The sequence below is a fragment of the Winogradskyella schleiferi genome (assembly GCF_013394655.1).
GTDB classification, from domain to species: Bacteria; Bacteroidota; Bacteroidia; order Flavobacteriales; family Flavobacteriaceae; genus Winogradskyella; species Winogradskyella schleiferi.
On sequence record NZ_CP053351.1, the window covers coordinates 3,570,836 to 3,590,279 of the forward strand.

Genomic DNA, 19,444 nt, shown 5'->3' on the forward strand with positions numbered 1-19,444 from the left:
TTTTGTTATTAATAATTATTGAAAGTGTATACCACATTCTCTATTAAGCAGCGCTTTTATTGGGTCGAAATAATAGTGGTTTTTCGTCAACTTATTATCCTCTATATATTGGTCTAAATCGGTATCGCTCCAATAATAAAATGGACTCACTTTAAGAATACCATCTTTGCTATAACTTAAAATATCTTTCTTGTCTCTATATTCGGTTTGCCTTACCCTAATATTTGTAAACCAGATATCAGGATTTTGCTCTTTTAAAGCGCGTCTAAACGGTTCAAGCTTTACGGCTTCAGAAAAAACTGCATGATTGTCGTCTTCTAAACTTGGCAATCCGATTGTGGCGTCAATTTCTTCTTTAGTGTATAAACTTTGATATTTAAAAATATTGAGGTTATACTTTTTAATCAAATTGGAAGCATGTTCATAGGTGCTGGGTTGATTATAAAGCGTATCGCACCAAATCACTTTTATGGTGTTATCCAGTTTAGACATTGTACTCAACAAAACCGACGAGTATATACCAAAACTTGTGGTTACAATTTTATTGTCAGATAATTTTAAAGCCCATTTTGCTATTTCAATAGGCGTTTTATCCTTTAATTTTTTGTTCCAAAAATCAATATCTACGTCTATCATTTTCCCCATTTTATAGAATTCCAAGTACGTTCGTGAAAAAAGTAAAGCACCATTTTAGACACCAATTCGATGCCACCAATTGAAAATGCCAATGCTAAAGTGCCAGTTATGAGATAAGAAATCGTTACGGTTGCCAAGGTTCCGACTACCCTCCAACTTACAGTTTTTACAATGCTTCTCTTAATATTTTCTTGAGTGGAATTCAACTCTTGATTTTCGTTTTCTAAACTTAAATCTGTTTGTAATACGCTATCCATATAATGCTATTAATTTTTTTAATCCTTTTACCCTATCGATTTAATAGGATAATACAAACATAGGACTTTTATTTAAATGAAGCAGCTAATAATTCCGAAAAAATAAGCGCGGAAATTTGAGAATCTGATAATTACACCAATCGAACTTCAAAATAAATACCCATAAAATTGAAGAAAATAAACCCATGAAATTTACCCGCAACCCAAGTGTAGTTTACAATGAAGTCTGTAATTCATTTTAAATTAAAAAAGAAAAAAACACGTTTCCATCAGGTATATTCTATCTATTTTGAAATAGATAAATCAGCCAAAGTTGTATTTCGGAAAATTTGAAGTGTATTATCGCGAACTTCAATCATTAATTTATGTACAGCACAAGCAGTCTCATCCGGACAATCATCGCACTTTTCATAAAAATTGAGGCTCACACAAGGTACCATGGCAATAGGACCTTCCAACAATCGCATAACCGTGGTCATTGGAATTTCCTTTGGATCCTTCAATAAATAATAACCACCACCTTTACCCTTTTTAGACCCTAAAAGTCCATTTTTTCTTAAGGTCAATAGTATACTTTCGAGAAATTTTTGAGAAATATTTTCAGATTTTGATATTGAAGAAATTTGGACAGGAGTGCGTTCCTCCTGTCGTGCTAAGTACACCAAGGCTTTTATTCCGTATTTTGTTTTCTTTGAAAGCATTATGCTATTATAGCTATGTTTGAACTGATGTACTAATTTGAAGTGTGCGTTTTTTCTAAAGCATAAAAAGTGGCCTGCGCATAGTCATCAGCATCTCCAGAATTGTTCACATGATATACGCCAGCTTTAAAATACATGTATTGTCCACCAACATTAAAGCCACTATTAGCCATATTGACAGTATTCACAACATCATCCTTACCTTCTCTGATGATTGTAACCGTTAAATCATCTCCAACGACTTTAATAGTATAGCTAAATTTTTCATCGAGTGCTATTCCATCAGCAGGATTCGATGCACTACTACTCCTTGAACCTATCATATCATACCATTGTTCAGCACCATTTCCATCAGTAGGTTCGTGGGCAAAATAAATAGAACCCAATGCATTGTTTGGTAGTTTTCTATAGTAAATACGAATGGGCTCATCGTTATTCGCGTGAATTTGCCCTATAATTACACGTCCTATATGGCTACTACTACCTGTTGTTGTTACATGATTTACCGCAAGTGTAGCATTCATTTCGCCATCATAACCAGCAGCAGCGCTTATATCGGCTGCAGGCGCTGTACCAAAAACCCAATTGTTTCCATTAACTCCTTGGGTACTTATACTGGTATTGGTGCCTCTGAGCATTTCCCGTAACTCTACTCTCGTGTAACTTGTATTTACAGAAGTTGTAAAGCCCTCTACTGGACATTTAAAAACCATGCCACCATCGTCGGCCGTATAAAAGTAACTACTATTTTCATAGCCATTGTTAATCTGACTAACCGAAATTGTAGTGGCTGTACCATTGCCTTGATTTACCGGAATACTGAGATTCCAAGTCGATAAATTGAAATTTTCTGAAGGCGCTTTATTTGGATCTAATGTTCCTGAGGTATTTTCTGCTGCTATTTGTGTAATTGTTAAGTCTCTTGAAACACTGCCACCCGAAACCGTTACAATTCCTGTACGATTATTAAAAGTTGGGTTTGCCGCTACAGAAACAATTATAGTACCACTATTAGTTCCACTTGAAGGTGTTGTAGAAATCCAGTTGACATTTTCACTTACTGTCCAATCTAAATTAGAAGTCACCAAAACAGTTTGCAAGCCTTCGTTTGCAGAAAATTCTGAAACTGAAGATATTTCTAAATTTTCTATTGGTTCTTCATCAACCGTATCGTTAGAACTACAACTAACAATATTTATAAAAGTGAATAATGTAAAAGCAATGCTTAATGATTTCATATAGCTATAATATTAGTTTTTATCCTCGTGGTATGTTCGTTTCTGCCCGAGCAAAAGTAGCTTGCAAGTTAGTGATCTTAACTAAGTATACGAAACTTCGTTTTTTGAGGTTGTATATTTTTTATAGTAAAAATAATAAAAATCAAGTATAATCATTTAAACCCAAAGAAAACATAAAAAACGCAAAATGAATTCAGATTCCATTTAATTTATATATTTTTGTCCAATCAAAATTAAGAGGAAAAATTTGTCTGATTGCAACCTCTCGTGCTGACTTGTTCAGCACCTGTTCTCAAGAACAGATCCTGAAATAAATTCAGGATAAAAAATGCTAAAGCAGTAAGTTTAGGACTTCTCTAGCGACCCAGCAATCTCAAGTTTTTTTTATAATAACCATAACCTAAAAACAATAGGAATTATGCCATATTTATTTACTTCGGAAAGTGTTTCTGAAGGCCATCCAGACAAAGTTGCAGATCAAATTAGTGATGCTTTAATCGATAATTTTTTAGCTTTCGATCCTGAATCTAAAGTAGCTTGCGAAACGTTAGTCACCACAGGGCAAGTCGTTCTTGCTGGCGAGGTAAAATCCAACACCTATTTAGATGTACAAAAAATTGCCAGAGATACCATAAACAAAATAGGCTACACTAAAAGTGCTTATATGTTTGATGGCAATTCTTGTGGTGTTTTTTCAGCTATTCACGAACAATCGGAAGAGATTAATCGTGGTGTGGATAGAGCCACAAAAGAAGAACAAGGTGCTGGTGACCAAGGTATGATGTTTGGTTACGCCACAAATGAAACCGACAATTTTATGCCTTTGGCTTTAGATTTGTCGCACAATATTTTAAAAGAGTTGGCAGAATTACGTCGCGAAAATAAAGACATTACTTATTTGAGACCTGATTCGAAAAGTCAGGTAACTATTGAATATAGTGATGACAATGTACCACAACGCATCGATTCTATCGTAGTTTCTACGCAGCATGACGAGTTTGATACTGATGATGATATGTTGGCGAAAATTAGAAAGGATATCATTGAGATATTAATTCCTAGAGTCATTGCTAAGTTGCCGGAACATATTCAAAATTTATTTAATGATGACATCACCTATCACATCAATCCAACTGGAAAGTTTGTTATTGGCGGACCACATGGAGATACAGGTTTAACCGGTCGTAAGATTATTGTTGATACTTATGGTGGAAAAGGCGCACATGGTGGAGGCGCATTTTCAGGAAAAGATCCAAGTAAAGTAGATCGAAGTGCTGCTTATGCTACACGGCATATCGCCAAAAATTTAGTTGCTGCCGGATTATGTGATGAAATTCTGGTACAGGTCTCTTACGCTATTGGTGTTGTAAAACCAATGGCCATATTTGTTGATACCTACGGTACTTGCCATTTTAATTTAACCGATGGCGAAATCGCAAAAACTGTAGAAAAACTATTTGATATGCGTCCTGCTGCTATAGAAAGTCGTTTAAAATTAAGACAACCAATGTATAGCGAAACAGCAGCCTATGGCCATATGGGAAGACAACATGAAGTGGTCAGCAAATCATTTCAGCAACCCAATGGAGAATCTATTACATTAGATGTAGAGTTGTTTACATGGGAAAAGTTGGATTATGTTGATAAAGTGAAAGCGGCTTTTGAAATTTAGTGAAATAATTAAATTCAGATATAAAAAACACCCTAACTGTTATTGTAGTTAGGGTGTTTTAGTTTAAATAGCCAACATTTAAAATTCAATTATGACAAAAAAACCTGTCACTATTTCCTGATATACGTAATAAATGAAAACGCATACGCATGATTATCATCGGCATTATGAGTTTTTCTGTTCACTTCTTCCCATTTGGATTTATCAATTTCCGGGAAAAATGCGTCTGCATTTTCGAAGGTGGAATGTACTCGCGTAATTTCTAGCTTATCCACTAAAGGCATCGCTTGTTTATATATTTCGCCACCACCAATTACAAACGGCTGTTTATCAAATCTAGCTGCATCAAGCGCATCCTCTAAAGAGTTTACAACAATAACACCTTGAGGAACTTTGTAATCCTTTTGCCTTGTTATGACAATATGTGTTCTATTCGGTAAGGGCTTTGGGAAACTTTCAAAAGTTTTGCGTCCCATAATAATATGGTGACCATTGGTCAGTGATTTAAAATGTTTAAGATCATCACTTAAATGCCATATCAGACTATTATCTCTTCCGATAGCATTGTCTTCTCCAGCAGCAACAATAATAGTTAATTCAGAGGTCTTTTTTTTTTCAGAAACTTTAGAAGTTTCCTTCGCTTCATTATAAGCTTGCGTTTGCGCTATTTTGGTTTCTTCCTTTAGGAAATTTTGCTTTAATTTCTCTATACGTGCTTGTTGCAGGTTTACGAGCTTGTCCAGTTGCTGTTTTTCCCATTCTTTACCCATAAATTGATGCGTAATGAACACGGAAATAAAATGATAAATAAAGATAATCAGCCAAGCCAATATGGCATATACAAACCAATTTATGCCTGCAATTGTAAAATCTTTACCGATACCTAAAACCGTATTTGCTAAAATTAAAAAGACAGCACCAATCAAAAAGAGTACAAAATGTATGTACAAACGCTTCTTTTGCCTAATACGTTTTTGAGCATTTTCTATGAGCTCTAATTGATCTTTATCTATAGTTGAGACTGGTTTTTTCTTCCCGAACATAATCGTAATTTAATAGGATAAAGATACTTTTTTTTAACTTTATCATTGTAGTATTTCATGGAGTTTTAACAATTAATAATTCCGAAATCGATATAGTTGAAAATCAAGGGGTAAGCACAATTACCATATGTTGTTAATCTATTAAAATTACAAGATTAATTTTGCATACATCAATAAAAAGCCTTGGCTATTTTATGAAAATGACAATTCTTTAATTTTTAGGCATTTAATCGATTAAGAATGTGCTTTTCTTTTATATTTTTGCGCCGTAATTAAATTAATTATTATGGCAATTAAAAAGCAGTATTTAAAAAGTAAGCCAGTTTGTAAGGTAACATTTTCTGTACCTGCAGAAGAGGCAAAAAGTGTAGCAGTTGTTGGAAGCTTTAACGAGTGGAATACTAAAAAAGCTACAAAATTGAAAAAATTAAAAAACGGAACTTTTAAAGGAACGTTAGATTTAGAAAAAGACAACTCTTATGAGTTTAGATACCTAGTTGATGGTACTTCTTACGTCAACGATGAACAAGCAGATTCTTATGCTTGGAATGAGTTCGCTGGAGCAGAAAACAGTGTGATCAATTTATAAGATTTTCTTATAAAACTTACGACATTAAAAAAATAGCGTTTCGACTTTTCGGAACGCTTTTTTTTGTTGTAAGATTTGAATAACTAAACTGCCACCTTCCCTCTAATATGAGGATGAGGATTGTAATCCTCAAGTGTGAAGTCTTCAAATTCAAAATCAAAAATATCTTTAATTTCAGGATTCAAAATCATTTTAGGCAATGGTCTTGGTTCTCTAGAGAGTTGTAATTCCAATTGTTCCATATGATTATTATAAATGTGAGCATCACCAAAGGTGTGGATAAAATCGCCAGCTTCGAAACCACAAACTTGAGCCATCATCATCGTGAATAGAGCATAAGATGCTATATTGAAAGGCACGCCTAAAAAGATATCTGCACTACGTTGATAAAGTTGGCAAGATAATTTTCCATTAGCGACATAAAACTGAAAAAAGGCATGGCATGGTGGCAATGCTGCTTTTCCATTAGCTACATTCTCAGAAAATGATTTAGATGTATCTGGTAAAACCGAAGGGTTCCAAGCAGAAACCAACATTCTACGACTATTAGGATTGTTTTTTAAAGTCGCAATGATCTCCTTTATCTGGTCGATGTCTTCACTCGCCCAATTTCGCCATTGATGGCCATAAACGGGTCCGAGGTCACCATTTTCATCTGCCCATTCGTTCCAGATTCTTACGCCATTTTCGGTTAGATATTTGGTGTTTGTATCGCCCTTTAAAAACCAAAGCAATTCATATATAATAGATTTCAGATGTAATTTTTTGGTGGTTACCATCGGAAAACCTTCACTCAAATCGAAACGCATTTGGTAACCAAAAACACTTTTTGTTCCTGTACCTGTTCTATCTCCTTTTTCGTTGCCTTCTGCTAAAACGTGTTTTACTAGGTCGTGGTATTGTTTCATAGGCCCTATTCCTGCGAAAGCAGGAATCTTATTATTAATTAGAAAATATTTAAAATTTCATGAAATTATTCTTGAAAAATCGAAATTAAAAAAAACATGTATATCAGTTGAATATCAGTCAAAAATAATATCAAAAGTTATCAACTCAGAAAAAAATTATGGATTATTCAATAGCATTTCGATATCATCCAAATCATGGAAATCTTTGAAGTTTTCATCTAAATTTTCAAAGATTTCTTTAGCATAATTAGCATATTTTCTTTGTGTAGGGTAATTTCTATTAATAAAGGTCTCAGCAAAATCAATATAGGTTTTCATTAATGTGTAACTATCAACTCCCTCCTTGTTTCTAATAATTTGAGAACAAGTTTTTGTTAATTCTATTTCTACTTTATCTGCAGCATTTGTACTTCCACGACAATCTAACGCATTCATCTTGTTTTTATACCATACTGAAGTATTAGGATCCTTCTCAATCGCAAAATCAAAATATTTTATCGCATTTTTGTAATCCTCCATTGCGCTATATGAGCAACCAATGAGATTCAAACATTCAGGAGTTTTCATACCAACTTTATAGGCATTAAAAGCATAAGTTAAAGCTTTTGTGTTCTTTCCCAATCTGAGATAGCACCATCCTAACAAACTTATAGCATCTATATTTTCTTGTTCACTTTCTAAAATTTTGTTTAGTAGATTTATGCTGTCTGAATATTCTTTTAAATTGTATTTTAATTGAGCCTCTGCAAATTCAAATTTCCCATTAATAAAATCATTGTTTTCCTTCTCTATATATTCTCTTTCAAATTCCGTTGCATTTTCAATTAATTTAACGTTTATGTTATCATTGTTTCCTTTTATAGAGTTTAATTTTAAACTATCAAACTCATTTGTAAACTTTTGAATTATTTGTTTATTATCAACAAATACAACATTTTCTTCATTTTTCGATTCAGCATGATTTGTCCAGTTATAAGAACCTGTAGAACCAAAATTTGTATCGACAATAAAAAATTTATGATGAAAATTTTCGGATGGATTAAAGAAATATAATTTCCCACCATTTTCTATAAATCTATCCCAGCCAATAGATTTTGTTGAATTATTAATAGAATCATCTCTGATAATTATTTCTATACTAATACTTTGATCCAATTTGAGTAATAATGCATTATAAATACGCTTATTAGTAAACCAAGCTACTGCAATTTTTATTGAATTTTCAGCGTCGATTATTGCCTTAATAATTTCACTTTCAATATTATCAAAATACAATTTAATCATAGAATAAAGTTCATGAGATTCCTGCGTTCGCAGAAATTGGGTTACCCAATTATCATCCCAGCAATAGTTGCCGAAACCAATGAAGCCAATGTACCACCAATTAAAGCTTTCATTCCAAATTTAGATAACTGTGTTCGTTGTCCTGGCGCCAATGAACCAATACCGCCTATTTGGATGCCAATTGAGGCGAAATTGGCAAAACCACATAGCATGTATGTTGCCATGATTATTGATTTTTCATAAGTAAGATGCGTTGTGTTTGCTACGTTTTTCAAATCCGCTAATTGAATGTAGCCTATAAATTCACTTGCGGCTAATTTAATTCCTAGCAGCTGCCCCATTAACGCCATATCTTCTGAAGCGACTCCAATTAACCACATTAAAGGTGCAAAAACGTAACCTAAAAGAAATTCCAAGGATAGACTATCATATGGTGTATTTGCAGCGATAACCTCGTTCAAAGATGTAAAATGCCAATTAACATTCCATTTTTCAATAATAATACCGTCAAAACCTGCAATACCTCCTAAGATTCCATTTATCATAGCAATAAAAGCCACGAAAACCAAAAGCATCGCTCCGACATTAACAGCTAACCTTAATCCTTCTGTAGTTCCATTAGCAATGGCCTCTAAAATGTTTGAACCTATTTTTTCTTGAGATACAGCCACGTCTGTATTTATTTTTTCTGTTTGTGGAAATAATATTTTTGAAATCACAATAGCTCCTGGTGCTGCCATCACTGAAGCTGCTAATAAATGTTTCGCATAAAATAACTGTAAAGCTTCGTCCTCTCCTCCTAAGAAACCAATGTATGCCGCTAAAACCGCTCCTGCAACCGTCGCCATGCCTCCAATCATAACAAGGAGAATTTCAGACTTATTCATTTTTTCCAAATATGCTTTAATCAACAAAGGTGCTTCGGTCTGACCTAAGAAAATATTACCTGCAACACTTAAACTTTCGGCACCTGATATACCTAAAACTTTAGTCAACAACCAACCCATGCCTTTTACGACTTTTTGAATCAACCCTAAGTAAAATAACACGGAAGTTAAAGCTGAGAAAAATATAATTGTTGGTAATACCTGAAATGCAAATATGAAACCGAATGACGTGACATCCAACATACCGCCAAATAAGAATTCGCTACCGGCTTGTGTAAAGCCAAGTATGGCTATAAAACCTTGACCAATAAACTCGAAAGCAGATTTCACAACATCTACCTTTAAGACTCCAATAGCTATTATAAGTTGAAATAGTAATCCCAACCCAACCGTTTTCCAATTAATGGCTTTGCGGTTACTACTAAATAAGAATGCGATAAAGATTAAGGTTACCATACCTAAAATTCCTCGCCATAAACTTGTTATCGAGAATCCTTGATTTGGTATAATAGTATCCGTTTTAACTTCAGTAGAAGCAACAACAGCATCACTCTTTAGAGCTTTGAGATTAAAGCTGATTTCTTTTCCAGAAAAAACCAAAGTAGAATCAGTTAATTCTGTAATCTTATATTTATCAATTGAGTTTAATGAATCGTTCGGATAAAGTACCAACAGATTATTTTGGTACATATAATCGCCTTCAAGATTCTTGTTAGAATTAGAAGAAAATTTAAATTCTCCTTTTTTAAACTCTAAGGTATCATAATTACTTTGCGGAGATGTGGACTCCCAAGTTTTTTCAAGTTCCTGTGCTGTAATTGAAGAAAGACCAATAAAAATAGCAAGAAAGGCCTTGAAAAACTGATTCATAAAATATGGAGTTAATTAACGTTTAGAAATTTCATCCCTTATTTTAGCCGCCTTTTCGTAGTCTTCATTAGTTACGGCTTCGTCTAAGAGCGAATTTAGCTCATCGAGAGATTTATTTTTATAACCTTCTTGTTCTGCTGATGCAGCTTCGATTTCTTCAACTATGAGGTCATCAACAAGAATACTATCCTGTTCTTCATCTTCCTCTTTTTTAGGATTGACTTTCAGGTAAATCCCTGCTTTGTCCAAAATATTTTTATAAGTAAAAATTGGTGCCTGAAAACGTAAGGCCAATGCAATAGCATCACTAGTTCTAGCATCGATAATTTCTTCAATTTTATCGCGTTCACAGATTAAACTTGAATAAAACACACCATCAACCAACTTATGAATAATCACTTGTTTAACGACAACATCGAAACGGTCTGCGAAGTTTTTAAATAAATCGTGAGTCAAAGGACGTGGAGGGCGAATTTCCTTCTCCAATGCGATAGCAATAGATTGTGCTTCAAAAGCACCAATAACTATTGGCAATTTTCGGTCACCATCTACTTCATTAAGTATTAAAGCGTAGGCACCATTTTGGGTTTGACTGTAAGAAATGCCTTTGATATTTAAACGAACTAAACTCATATATTAAAACTAAAATCCTCAACCTTCTAGATTGAGGTTACCTTTTCCACCTTTCCTTAGGAAAGGTCATAATTCTAATTTTGGAATTATGGGTAAGGCAAAACACAAAGAACTGTTTAAATTTGGACTTTACCAACTTGATTTTACAGATTTGGTTAATTTCATCTATACTTTCGATAAAACGTAAGCGAATAAGTCAAATCTGAATTTAAAGAGTCCTTATTAATCTTAATCCACCAGATTAAAATTGGATTTTAAAGGTAATAAAAAAAAACCTCTAAGCAAGCCTAGAGGTTTTTAAACTGAGATACTGCCATAAAAGCGGTATTATGCGTTTGCAGCTTTAAAAGCTTTTAATTTTTCAATGAGTTTTGGAACAACTTCAAATGCATCACCTACAACACCGTAGTCTGCAGCCTTAAAGAAAGGCGCTTCAGGATCTGTATTGATAACCACTTTGACTTTTGAAGCATTGATACCTGCCAAATGCTGAATCGCTCCAGAAATACCAATGGCAATATATAAATTAGACGCAACAGGTTTTCCTGTTTGCCCAACGTGTTCGCCATGTGGTCTCCATCCTAAATCCGATACAGGTTTCGAACAAGCTGTAGCTGCCCCTAAAACTTCGGCAAGTTCTTCAATCATTCCCCAATTTTCTGGGCCTTTAAGACCTCTTCCTCCTGAGACAACAATTTCCGCATCGGCAATACTTACTTTATCAGTTGCTTTATCAACAGACTCTACAGTGACGCCAGAATCTGGAATTGATGGCGAAAAGCCTTCTACAGAAGCACTGCCTCCCGAATCTACCAATCCGAATGAATTATTGGATAGACCAACAATTTTCACATCAGTTGTTATTTCTGTATTGGCAAAAGCTTTATTTGTAAATGCTGAATGTTTTACTGTAAATGGTGACACACTTGATGGTGCTTCTACCACATTGGCTACGTAACCTGCGTCCAAACCTACAGCCAATAATGGCGCTAAGTATTTACTATTCGCACTAGAACTGACCACAACTACTTTTGCACCTTCATTTTTTGCAGCATTTTCTATAATGGCTGCATATTTTTTGGCGTTAAACGCTTTTAAACTATCGTCTTTAACTAAAAGTACTTTAGAGGCTCCGTAATTTCCAAGCGTTTCCGCATTATCCGCATTAACAGCAACTGCCGTCACTGAAGTTCCCATTTGGTCGGCAATAGCTTTGGCGTAAGACACGACTTCTAAAGCCGCTTTTTTTAATTTTCCGTTTTCGGATTCTGTATATACTAGAATTGACATAAAATTTTATTTTCCTATCCCAACCCTTTCCAAAGGAAAGGGCTAAGACCGTATTAATTATTCAGTTTTTTTCATTGATAAATACCCGCAATTGTCCCCTTCCTTAGGAAGGGTTAGGGTAGGATTTAAATCACCTTAGCTTCATTATGAAGCAAATTCACTAATTCATCTATATTATCGGCATCTACCAATTTAACTGTACCTTTTGGTGCTGGTTTTTCAAAACTTAACGCTTTGGTTTCTGCATTTGCATCAGTAGGCTCTACAACCGTTAAAGGTTTTTTACGTGCCATCATAATACCTCTCATATTTGGAATACGTAGATCACTTTCTTCAACCAAACCTTTTTGTCCGCCAATAACCAATGGTAACGTAGTACTTACCGTTTCTTTACCACCATCAATTTCCCTTACCGCCTTTGCATTAGTGCCATCAACTTCTAAACTGATACAATTGGCCACAAAATTAGCACCAATCATTCCTGCTAACATCCCTGGAACCATTGCACCATTGTAATCAATGGATTCTCTACCAGCAATAACCAAATCATATCCACCATCGTTAACCACTTTTGCCAATTGCTTGGCCACGGCATAACCATCCGTTGCAGGTGTGTTTACTCTAATAGCCGAATCTGCACCAATGGCTAAAGCTTTTCTTAAAGTTGGCTCAGTTTCCGCACCTCCTACATTGACCACATCCACACTTGCACCTTGTTTTTCTTTAAACCACATGGCACGCGTTAGACCAAATTCGTCATTAGGATTGATAACAAATTGTACACCATTAGTGTCAAATTTAGTATCACCATCTGTAAAATTAATCTTTGAGGTTGTATCAGGTACATGACTAATACATACTAATATTTTCATATAAAAATGATTTATTTTAAATGTTTTTCTTACTGAGCACGAAGATAAAAATAATAAATTGAATTTTACTATGCATGCATAGTAAAATTTTCATAAAATTAATTTTCAGTTGTTAAAGTGTCAATTTTTCAAAAATTTGAAGATTTTTTGCTTAATCTGCTACATTTTTCAATTTCCCATTTAAAAAGTATTCGTTAAATGACACACACATTAGAATAAAAATAAGTCTTCTCATAAGTCTTCTCAATTTTTTCTTTTTTCAGTTTAAAATTAATGGCATTATATAGCATAGAATTATTATTTTTGTTCTTCGATTAAAAACAAGAACATGAAGACAATTCAATTTAGAGAAGCTATTTGCGAAGCCATGAGCGAAGAAATGCGCAGAGATGAAAGTGTGTACCTTATGGGTGAAGAAGTAGCAGAATACAACGGTGCCTATAAAGCATCTAAAGGCATGTTAGATGAATTTGGAGCCAAACGTGTTATTGATACACCTATTGCAGAGCTCGGTTTTGCTGGTATCGCTATTGGGTCTACAATGACAGGTAACAGACCTATTGTAGAATATATGACCTTTAACTTCTCTTTAGTTGGTATTGATCAAATAATAAATAATGCGGCAAAAATCAGACAAATGTCTGGTGGTCAGTTCAACTGTCCTATCGTATTTAGAGGCCCAACAGCTTCTGCCGGTCAGTTAGGCGCAACGCATTCGCAAGCTTTTGAAAACTGGTTTGCAAACACTCCTGGTTTAAAAGTAGTAGTACCATCCAACCCTTATGATGCCAAAGGTTTGCTAAAAGCTGCCATTAGAGATGACGATCCTGTTATTTTTATGGAAAGTGAGCAAATGTATGGTGATAAAGGTGAGGTGCCAGATGGAGAATATGTATTGCCAATTGGCGTTGCTGAGATTAAGCGCGAAGGCACCGATGTGACTATCGTATCTTTCGGTAAAATTATAAAAGAAGCCTATAAAGCTGCAGACGAATTGGAGAAAGAAGGCATTTCTTGTGAAATCATAGATTTGCGTACGGTAAGACCTATGGACAGGCAAGCAATCTTAACTTCTGTTAAGAAAACAAATCGTTTGGTCGTTTTGGAAGAAGCATGGCCTTTTGGAAATGTCGCGACAGAAATCACCTATTTAGTTCAGTCGGAAGCCTTTGATTATTTGGATGCTCCAATTGTAAAAATAAATACTGCAGATACTCCTGCACCTTATTCTCCGGTTTTATTAGAAGAATGGTTGCCAAATAGCAACGATGTTGTTAAGGCCGTAAAAAAAGTAATGTACAAATAAATAGCAGTTTTCTGCGTTTAGTAAACTTCATTAGTAACCCTTAAACTATAGTTTAGCATGGTTGTTGATGAAGTTTGTTTTTTTATTATGAAGTTAAAATTATCAATACTTTTTATAGCACTAGGTTTTTTATCTGCCATCGCTCAGACCAAAGTTAGCGGTCATGTCTATGATGAAAATAATGTTCCTATTCCCTTTGCCAACGTATTGTTCAAAGGCTCTACCCTAGGCACTATAACCAATGAAGATGGCAAGTTTTATTTGGAATCTGACGACAATTGGGACACTCTTATTATTTCATTTGTTGGATTTGAAATGCTGGAAATTCCGCTGACCAAACGTGTCAATTACGATTTAAGATATATACTAAAAGAAGAAACATCCTCTTTGGATGAAGTACTCATTGTAACAGGAAAACAATCCAAGAAGGCCTCTGAAAATCCAGCGATACGAATTCTTAAAAAAATCTGGGAACGAAAACGTAAAAATGGACTTAGTCAATTTAAACAATACGAATACGATCAATACGAAAAAGTAGAATTTGACCTCAACACCATCGATAGTGCCTTAATAAAAAGTAAGCTTTTTAAAGGTATGGAGTTTGTATTTGAAGAAGTGGATACGTCTAATGTTACGGGAAAAACCTATTTACCTATTTTTTTAAACGAGTCTGTAAAGAAAATATCTGGTGACAATATCATCAATAAAGAACGTGAAGATTTAATAGGCAATAAAAATTCCGGATTTAGTAATAACCAGGTTATTATCGATTTTATTGATGACCTCTATTCCGAATATAGTGTTTACGACAATTACCTAAAGTTTTTTGATAAAAGCTTTGTTAGTCCTTTGAGTAGGACAGGAATCCAAACGTACAATTACGTGTTGTCCGATAGTGCCTTTATTGGTGACAAATGGTGTTACAATATTATATATTACCCAAGGCGAAAAAACGAATTGACCTTTAAAGGCGACTTTTGGGTCAATGATTCTACTTATGCCATAAAAGAAATTAATCTTCAGGCCTCAAAAAGTGCCAATATCAATTGGGTTAAGGAGATTTATATAGAACAGGAGTTTGAAGTTCTAAACGACTCCGTTTTTCTTATAGAACGTGATTATTTCCTTTCCGATTTTGCTCTTAACAAAAAAGAAATGTCTAGAGGTGTCTACGGCAAACGGACTACGATTTATGACAACTATAAATTTGATCAACCCAAAGATCCAGATTTTTACGACAAGGAAGTCTATAACTATGATGCAGATGTTTATAATCGAGAAGACGACTTTTGGGAAACCAATAGACTTGAAGCCTTAAACAAAGATGAAAAAGGCGTTTACAAAATGTTGGACACGCTTAAAACGGTTAAGAAATTTAAACGCTTATACAATCTAGGAAGTATTCTCGCTTCGGGATATATTGAAGTGCCGAGTATTAATTTCGATTATGGTCCTATATTTTCAACTTTTGGGTATAACGAAGTCGAAGGAATAAGGTTACGAACAGGAGGACGAACCTACTTTGGCCCAAATGATCTTTGGCGACTGGAAGGCTTTTTAGCTTATGGATTTAGAGATGATAAATTCAAATATGGTATTTCGGGCAAATGGCTTATGGACAAGCGTTCGCGATTAACCATTTTTGGTGGTAACCGTCGCGATGTGGAACAGATTGGAGCGAGTTTAACCAGTTCTTCCGATGTTTTGGGCCGTAGTTTGGCATCGTCTGCCGTTATTGGCACCAGCACTAACGATAAATTGAGTAATATTAATTTGACCAATCTTGGATTTTCTATTGAACCCATCAGGAATTTCGAAATACGTGTGGACGGTAGTTTAAGAACACTGAGCTCTGCATCTCCAACGTTTAGTTTAGATTATAACGACCCAAATTCTCCCACAGGCATTTCTTCCGAGATCGACCAATTTGAATCCAGGTTATCCCTCGCCTTTTATCCTAAACGCCAAATGACAGGTTTTGGCGTGGAACGCAGAATCAAGAACGACAATTTTGCAACGTTGTTTGCTCAAATAAGTCGAGGAGATCGCAATTGGTTTAACAGTGATTTTGACTATACCAAAGTACAGTTTTCGTACATACAACCATGGCAAATTGGTGGTTTCGGAAGATTGGCGACTTCGGTAGAATTAGGAAAGACATTTGGAGCAGTCCCTCTCGGTTTACTGAGTATTGTTCCTGGTAATCAGAGTTATTTTTCAATTTACAATACGTTTCCTCAATTGGACTTTTACGAGTTTGTTACTGATACCTATAGCTCTATGCATATTGAGCATAATTTTAATGGTCGGGTTTTTTCCAGGATTCCATTCCTAAAAAAGTATAATTTAAGAGCTATTTTGGGCTTAAGAGGTGTTTGGGGCGAACTCTCGGATGAAAATATCGCGCTTAATACCACAGGCAGTCCTGTTCAAATCCCATTGGTAGCTCCTGATTCTCGCATTTATTACGAGTATAGTTTTGGTATTGCGAATATCTTCAAAGTGCTACGTTTAGATTTTAATTTCAGAGGTAATTATTTAGACCGACCAAATGCGAGACCGTTTGGTGTTACCGGAAGTTTTGGTTTTTATTTTTAGCGTGCTATCAAATCAGGTATTATGCCAATTATGGTAATTTATTTTCTATTTTTTATTTCGGATCTCCGCATTGGCATAGCATCGATCGTAGCAAAAAGTTTATCAGTGGTAAGTATATTATCTTGCTGAAGCTTTATAGAACCATCCAAGCCAATTAAAATCACTTTAAAATCCGATTGATTGTTGGCATACCTCTTAAACAATTTAGAGGAAGTCGTCCAATTATTGTCCGACTTACCGTTTTGGTAATCCACCGATTTATATTGATCAGGTAATATATGATATATGATTAATCTTCTGTCCGCAAAACCTTCATATGATGTATCGAATTCTTCAATTTGGTTGTTGTAAACTTCGGAATCTTGGGTTTTAGAGATAATGAGAATTAGTCTATTTTCCCATTTATGCGAATCGAGATTTTGGCCAGTTAATTTAGAGGTCATTAGAATTAGTGCTACTATTAAAAAGGCTCTCATTTTATTGTTTTGAATGTTGTCTATAGTCAATTTTCAAAGATTGATAAAGATACAACTTATATAAAACTCATTAAATCATTTTCCTTTGATGTTTTTATAGCCAGTTAATTTGTAGATTCCAGTTGTTTATGCGAACCATCACAATTAGGCATTCGTTTCGATAATCCACAGACACAATCATGCAATCCTTTTCCGTTAAAGATTCTTTCCATGTGTTTTTCAATTCTAGACTGTCGTGTTTTGGCTTGTTTGGCTTTAGCGAAGTGAAGAAGATATCCTCTTTGCCGTCCTCCTGTTAAGGCTTTAAATGCCTTTTCAAACTCTGAATTTTCTTTAAACTTTTGTTTTAATTCTTCTGGAACATCATAGTCCGACGTTTTCTTTTTTTTAACCTGTAATCCCAATTTTTCAACTTCAATTGCTTCAAAAATGTAGGCTTTTATTATGGGTTTGAGAACTTCAATTTCTTTAGTGTTTGTAAATCTAATTTGCCGTCCGTATTGGGTATTCTCCGTTTGTTGAATGAGAATTTTTTCTAGATCCTTAAGCAATGCACCTTTATTAAATAGTAGGGCGCAATAATCTTTAAACCCATGAATTAAGGCAATATTCTTACCGTTCAGTGTATAGCAAGGATGCATCCATTTAAAATCTTCAGTCAAACCACAATCGAGGATTATTTCACGAAGTTTAGTGAGTTCGTCTTGCCAATGGTTAAGTTGACTTAGGTATTTATCTACTTTATTGTTCATTGGTTGTTATATAATTCGATGGCTTGCAAGAATTTTTTTCCGCCTGCTTCCGTTTGGTCGTATATGAATCCATTTAATTCAGGATGGTTTTCATCAATCCATTTTAAGAGTTTTGTTCTGTTTCTTTCCCAAGTTTGTTCATCCCAACTCACATATTCTGTTTCTATAGAACTAATTTTATCATTTTGAAATCTTAGAATTTCATAGGTAATAAATGGTTTTTCGTGAAGCAAAGTGATTCTTTTGTCTAACTTTGAAATCTTTGCTTTTACCATATCGTTGTACTCTTCCATTTGAAGAATTTCGTAAGTAGGCTCAAATGCCGAATCCCATTTCAACCAGTTCTCGATATAGTTTTCCTGCGAATATCTCTGTACATAATTATATTCAGGTATTTCAGTCAGCAGGCTATCGATCAATAGAGTTTTTACAGCAGCACCATCAGACTGGTCTAGTGCTTTGTAGTATTGTTTTGCGATGTTTAGTCTGGTAACAGCTTTGCCTGCATTTTCACAGCTTATGAGTGCTATTATGACTAAAAGAAAAATGATTAATGTTTTGTTCATTTTTGCTTCGTTGGAATGAGTCTTTAAAATGGCTATGTATTATGAGGATCTAATGAAATCCTTAAAGCTTTTGGGACCAAAGATTTGAGCATAACTATTTTATTCCTCTGTTTCTTTTACAACTTTAGTTTTAGACAAAAAGTCGTGAATTCCGTTTTTCACGAATAAAAACGAAATTCGGTCAAATGGAATAAGTCTGCAAAAAGTACGAGAAATAATATCTGCATTCTCAGGTTTTTCACCATTCATTTTTATTACTCTCGTTTTTGTCACAAACTTTCCAACAGTTTTTTGAAACTTAATTTCCATTATTGCATAATATCCAATGAATGTTACAAATATAATTACATATCCAAGTAACATTTGATTTCCATCATTAGCACTTAATGGAAAAGTCAAAATTGCTGAAATAATTAGCCAAATAATAAAGTCAATTATGAAGTTTAAAAATCGAATGCCAGAACCAACTACATTAGAGTCAACTTTTTGTTTTTTCACTTTCTCAACGGTTGCTTTTTCTTTTATTCTTTCAAATTCTGACGTTTCAATATTCCGTCTTTCAACTTCCGCTTCTGCTGCTTCAATTGCTGTTGGATTATAATTTCCTCGTTCGACTGTTACAATCCTTATTAATTCTTTGTCTGTCCTTTCGGACATCACTTTCACAAATTCATTTTCCATTATTATGATGGTAGGTTTATATTAATGCCAACAAGTTATAAGATTAACAAATATACCCATATCCCATTTCAATTTAGGGATAAGCGAAATTTTGTTCCTATTTCTCACAATAACACCATATCCACAAATCCATCATACATCATTGCCAAAATCAAACAATAAACTATATTTGCAGCTTCTTAAAT

19 protein-coding genes are annotated in these 19,444 nt (G+C 34.4%); 4 read left to right on the forward strand and 15 right to left on the reverse strand.

Annotation, left to right across the window (positions count from 1 at the left end):
- Nucleotides 1–15: 15 nt before the first annotated feature.
- From HM990_RS15535 to HM990_RS15550, 4 genes are all read right to left on the reverse strand, one after another.
- Nucleotides 16–636 (reverse strand): phosphoadenosine phosphosulfate reductase domain-containing protein, encoded by a 621-nt coding sequence (locus HM990_RS15535; RefSeq protein ID WP_178990115.1) that lies wholly within the window; start codon nt 634–636, stop codon nt 16–18.
- Nucleotides 633–893, reverse strand: a complete 261-nt coding sequence (locus tag HM990_RS15540; RefSeq protein ID WP_178990117.1) for a DUF2061 domain-containing protein — start codon at nt 891–893, stop codon at nt 633–635. Before HM990_RS15540 ends, HM990_RS15535 begins: the two co-directional genes overlap by 4 nt.
- 284 nt (nt 894–1,177) lie before the next feature.
- Nucleotides 1,178–1,594 carry an RrF2 family transcriptional regulator gene (locus tag HM990_RS15545; protein WP_178990119.1) on the reverse strand — a complete coding sequence of 139 codons (417 nt, stop codon included), beginning with the start codon at nt 1,592–1,594 and terminating at the stop codon, nt 1,178–1,180.
- 32 nt (nt 1,595–1,626) lie between these two features.
- On the reverse strand, nt 1,627–2,832 hold the full coding sequence (locus tag HM990_RS15550; protein ID WP_229719284.1) for a polysaccharide lyase family 7 protein: 1,206 nt from the start codon (nt 2,830–2,832) through the stop codon (nt 1,627–1,629).
- Nucleotides 2,833–3,250: 418 nt separating this feature from the next.
- Here HM990_RS15550 and metK point away from each other — a divergent pair, with 418 nt between their 5' ends.
- On the forward strand, nt 3,251–4,504 hold the full coding sequence (gene metK / locus HM990_RS15560) for a methionine adenosyltransferase (protein ID WP_178990121.1): 1,254 nt from the start codon (nt 3,251–3,253) through the stop codon (nt 4,502–4,504).
- A 110-nt stretch (nt 4,505–4,614) separates the two neighbouring features.
- Here the strand turns inward: metK and HM990_RS15565 are convergent, their stop codons facing one another.
- The gene (locus HM990_RS15565) at nt 4,615–5,547 is read right to left on the reverse strand and encodes a dihydrofolate reductase (RefSeq protein WP_178990123.1); all 933 of its coding nucleotides are present in this window, start codon (nt 5,545–5,547) and stop codon (nt 4,615–4,617) included.
- 286 nt (nt 5,548–5,833) lie between these two features.
- Here HM990_RS15565 and HM990_RS15570 point away from each other — a divergent pair, with 286 nt between their 5' ends.
- A complete protein-coding gene (locus tag HM990_RS15570; RefSeq protein ID WP_178990126.1) occupies nt 5,834–6,136 on the forward strand; it encodes an isoamylase early set domain-containing protein in 303 nt (100 codons plus the stop codon).
- 83 nt (nt 6,137–6,219) lie between these two features.
- Here HM990_RS15570 and HM990_RS15575 read toward each other — a convergent pair whose 3' ends face one another.
- The 6 genes from HM990_RS15575 to HM990_RS15600 form a co-directional block, all read right to left on the reverse strand.
- Nucleotides 6,220–7,044 carry a thymidylate synthase gene (locus HM990_RS15575; protein ID WP_178990127.1) on the reverse strand — a complete coding sequence of 275 codons (825 nt, stop codon included), beginning with the start codon at nt 7,042–7,044 and terminating at the stop codon, nt 6,220–6,222.
- A gap of 156 nt (nt 7,045–7,200) precedes the next feature.
- Nucleotides 7,201–8,328 carry a phospholipase D-like domain-containing protein gene (locus HM990_RS15580; protein ID WP_178990131.1) on the reverse strand — a complete coding sequence of 376 codons (1,128 nt, stop codon included), beginning with the start codon at nt 8,326–8,328 and terminating at the stop codon, nt 7,201–7,203.
- Between the two features lie 41 nt (nt 8,329–8,369).
- Nucleotides 8,370–10,085, reverse strand: a complete 1,716-nt coding sequence (locus HM990_RS15585) for a NupC/NupG family nucleoside CNT transporter (RefSeq protein ID WP_178990133.1) — start codon at nt 10,083–10,085, stop codon at nt 8,370–8,372.
- A gap of 15 nt (nt 10,086–10,100) precedes the next feature.
- A complete protein-coding gene (locus HM990_RS15590; protein ID WP_178990135.1) occupies nt 10,101–10,718 on the reverse strand; it encodes a bifunctional nuclease family protein in 618 nt (205 codons plus the stop codon).
- A gap of 327 nt (nt 10,719–11,045) precedes the next feature.
- A complete protein-coding gene (locus HM990_RS15595; RefSeq protein ID WP_178990137.1) occupies nt 11,046–12,008 on the reverse strand; it encodes an electron transfer flavoprotein subunit alpha/FixB family protein in 963 nt (320 codons plus the stop codon).
- Nucleotides 12,009–12,133: 125 nt separating this feature from the next.
- Entirely contained in the window at nt 12,134–12,880 is a 747-nt protein-coding gene (locus tag HM990_RS15600) for an electron transfer flavoprotein subunit beta/FixA family protein (RefSeq protein WP_178990139.1), read from the reverse strand.
- 328 nt (nt 12,881–13,208) lie between these two features.
- Here HM990_RS15600 and HM990_RS15605 point away from each other — a divergent pair, with 328 nt between their 5' ends.
- Nucleotides 13,209–14,186, forward strand: coding sequence for a pyruvate dehydrogenase complex E1 component subunit beta (locus HM990_RS15605; protein ID WP_178990141.1), 978 nt, complete (start codon nt 13,209–13,211; stop codon nt 14,184–14,186).
- A gap of 87 nt (nt 14,187–14,273) precedes the next feature.
- A complete protein-coding gene (locus HM990_RS15610) occupies nt 14,274–16,784 on the forward strand; it encodes a DUF5686 and carboxypeptidase-like regulatory domain-containing protein (RefSeq protein WP_178990143.1) in 2,511 nt (836 codons plus the stop codon).
- A 38-nt stretch (nt 16,785–16,822) separates the two neighbouring features.
- Here the strand turns inward: HM990_RS15610 and HM990_RS15615 are convergent, their stop codons facing one another.
- From HM990_RS15615 to HM990_RS15630, 4 genes are all read right to left on the reverse strand, one after another.
- Nucleotides 16,823–17,260, reverse strand: coding sequence for a DUF4174 domain-containing protein (locus HM990_RS15615; RefSeq protein ID WP_178990145.1), 438 nt, complete (start codon nt 17,258–17,260; stop codon nt 16,823–16,825).
- Nucleotides 17,261–17,364: 104 nt separating this feature from the next.
- Nucleotides 17,365–18,012 carry a DUF1801 domain-containing protein gene (locus HM990_RS15620; protein ID WP_178990147.1) on the reverse strand — a complete coding sequence of 216 codons (648 nt, stop codon included), beginning with the start codon at nt 18,010–18,012 and terminating at the stop codon, nt 17,365–17,367.
- Nucleotides 18,009–18,578, reverse strand: coding sequence for a hypothetical protein (locus HM990_RS15625; protein WP_178990149.1), 570 nt, complete (start codon nt 18,576–18,578; stop codon nt 18,009–18,011). The genes HM990_RS15620 and HM990_RS15625 overlap by 4 nt, the downstream gene beginning before the upstream one ends.
- 99 nt (nt 18,579–18,677) lie before the next feature.
- Nucleotides 18,678–19,259 carry an RDD family protein gene (locus HM990_RS15630; RefSeq protein WP_178990151.1) on the reverse strand — a complete coding sequence of 194 codons (582 nt, stop codon included), beginning with the start codon at nt 19,257–19,259 and terminating at the stop codon, nt 18,678–18,680.
- Nucleotides 19,260–19,444 lie beyond the last annotated feature (185 nt).

Coding starts and splice junctions, on each gene's coding strand:
- HM990_RS15535 (WP_178990115.1), bottom strand. CDS start 636: ATGATAGACGTAGATATTGATTTTTGGAACAAAAAATTAAAGGATAAA.
- HM990_RS15540 (WP_178990117.1), bottom strand. CDS start 893: ATGGATAGCGTATTACAAACAGATTTAAGTTTAGAAAACGAAAATCAA.
- HM990_RS15545 (WP_178990119.1), bottom strand. CDS start 1,594: ATGCTTTCAAAGAAAACAAAATACGGAATAAAAGCCTTGGTGTACTTA.
- HM990_RS15550 (WP_229719284.1), bottom strand. CDS start 2,832: ATGAAATCATTAAGCATTGCTTTTACATTATTCACTTTTATAAATATT.
- metK (WP_178990121.1), top strand. CDS start 3,251: ATGCCATATTTATTTACTTCGGAAAGTGTTTCTGAAGGCCATCCAGAC.
- HM990_RS15565 (WP_178990123.1), bottom strand. CDS start 5,547: ATGTTCGGGAAGAAAAAACCAGTCTCAACTATAGATAAAGATCAATTA.
- HM990_RS15570 (WP_178990126.1), top strand. CDS start 5,834: ATGGCAATTAAAAAGCAGTATTTAAAAAGTAAGCCAGTTTGTAAGGTA.
- HM990_RS15575 (WP_178990127.1), bottom strand. CDS start 7,044: ATGAAACAATACCACGACCTAGTAAAACACGTTTTAGCAGAAGGCAAC.
- HM990_RS15580 (WP_178990131.1), bottom strand. CDS start 8,328: ATGATTAAATTGTATTTTGATAATATTGAAAGTGAAATTATTAAGGCA.
- HM990_RS15585 (WP_178990133.1), bottom strand. CDS start 10,085: ATGAATCAGTTTTTCAAGGCCTTTCTTGCTATTTTTATTGGTCTTTCT.
- HM990_RS15590 (WP_178990135.1), bottom strand. CDS start 10,718: ATGAGTTTAGTTCGTTTAAATATCAAAGGCATTTCTTACAGTCAAACC.
- HM990_RS15595 (WP_178990137.1), bottom strand. CDS start 12,008: ATGTCAATTCTAGTATATACAGAATCCGAAAACGGAAAATTAAAAAAA.
- HM990_RS15600 (WP_178990139.1), bottom strand. CDS start 12,880: ATGAAAATATTAGTATGTATTAGTCATGTACCTGATACAACCTCAAAG.
- HM990_RS15605 (WP_178990141.1), top strand. CDS start 13,209: ATGAAGACAATTCAATTTAGAGAAGCTATTTGCGAAGCCATGAGCGAA.
- HM990_RS15610 (WP_178990143.1), top strand. CDS start 14,274: ATGAAGTTAAAATTATCAATACTTTTTATAGCACTAGGTTTTTTATCT.
- HM990_RS15615 (WP_178990145.1), bottom strand. CDS start 17,260: ATGAGAGCCTTTTTAATAGTAGCACTAATTCTAATGACCTCTAAATTA.
- HM990_RS15620 (WP_178990147.1), bottom strand. CDS start 18,012: ATGAACAATAAAGTAGATAAATACCTAAGTCAACTTAACCATTGGCAA.
- HM990_RS15625 (WP_178990149.1), bottom strand. CDS start 18,578: ATGAACAAAACATTAATCATTTTTCTTTTAGTCATAATAGCACTCATA.
- HM990_RS15630 (WP_178990151.1), bottom strand. CDS start 19,259: ATGGAAAATGAATTTGTGAAAGTGATGTCCGAAAGGACAGACAAAGAA.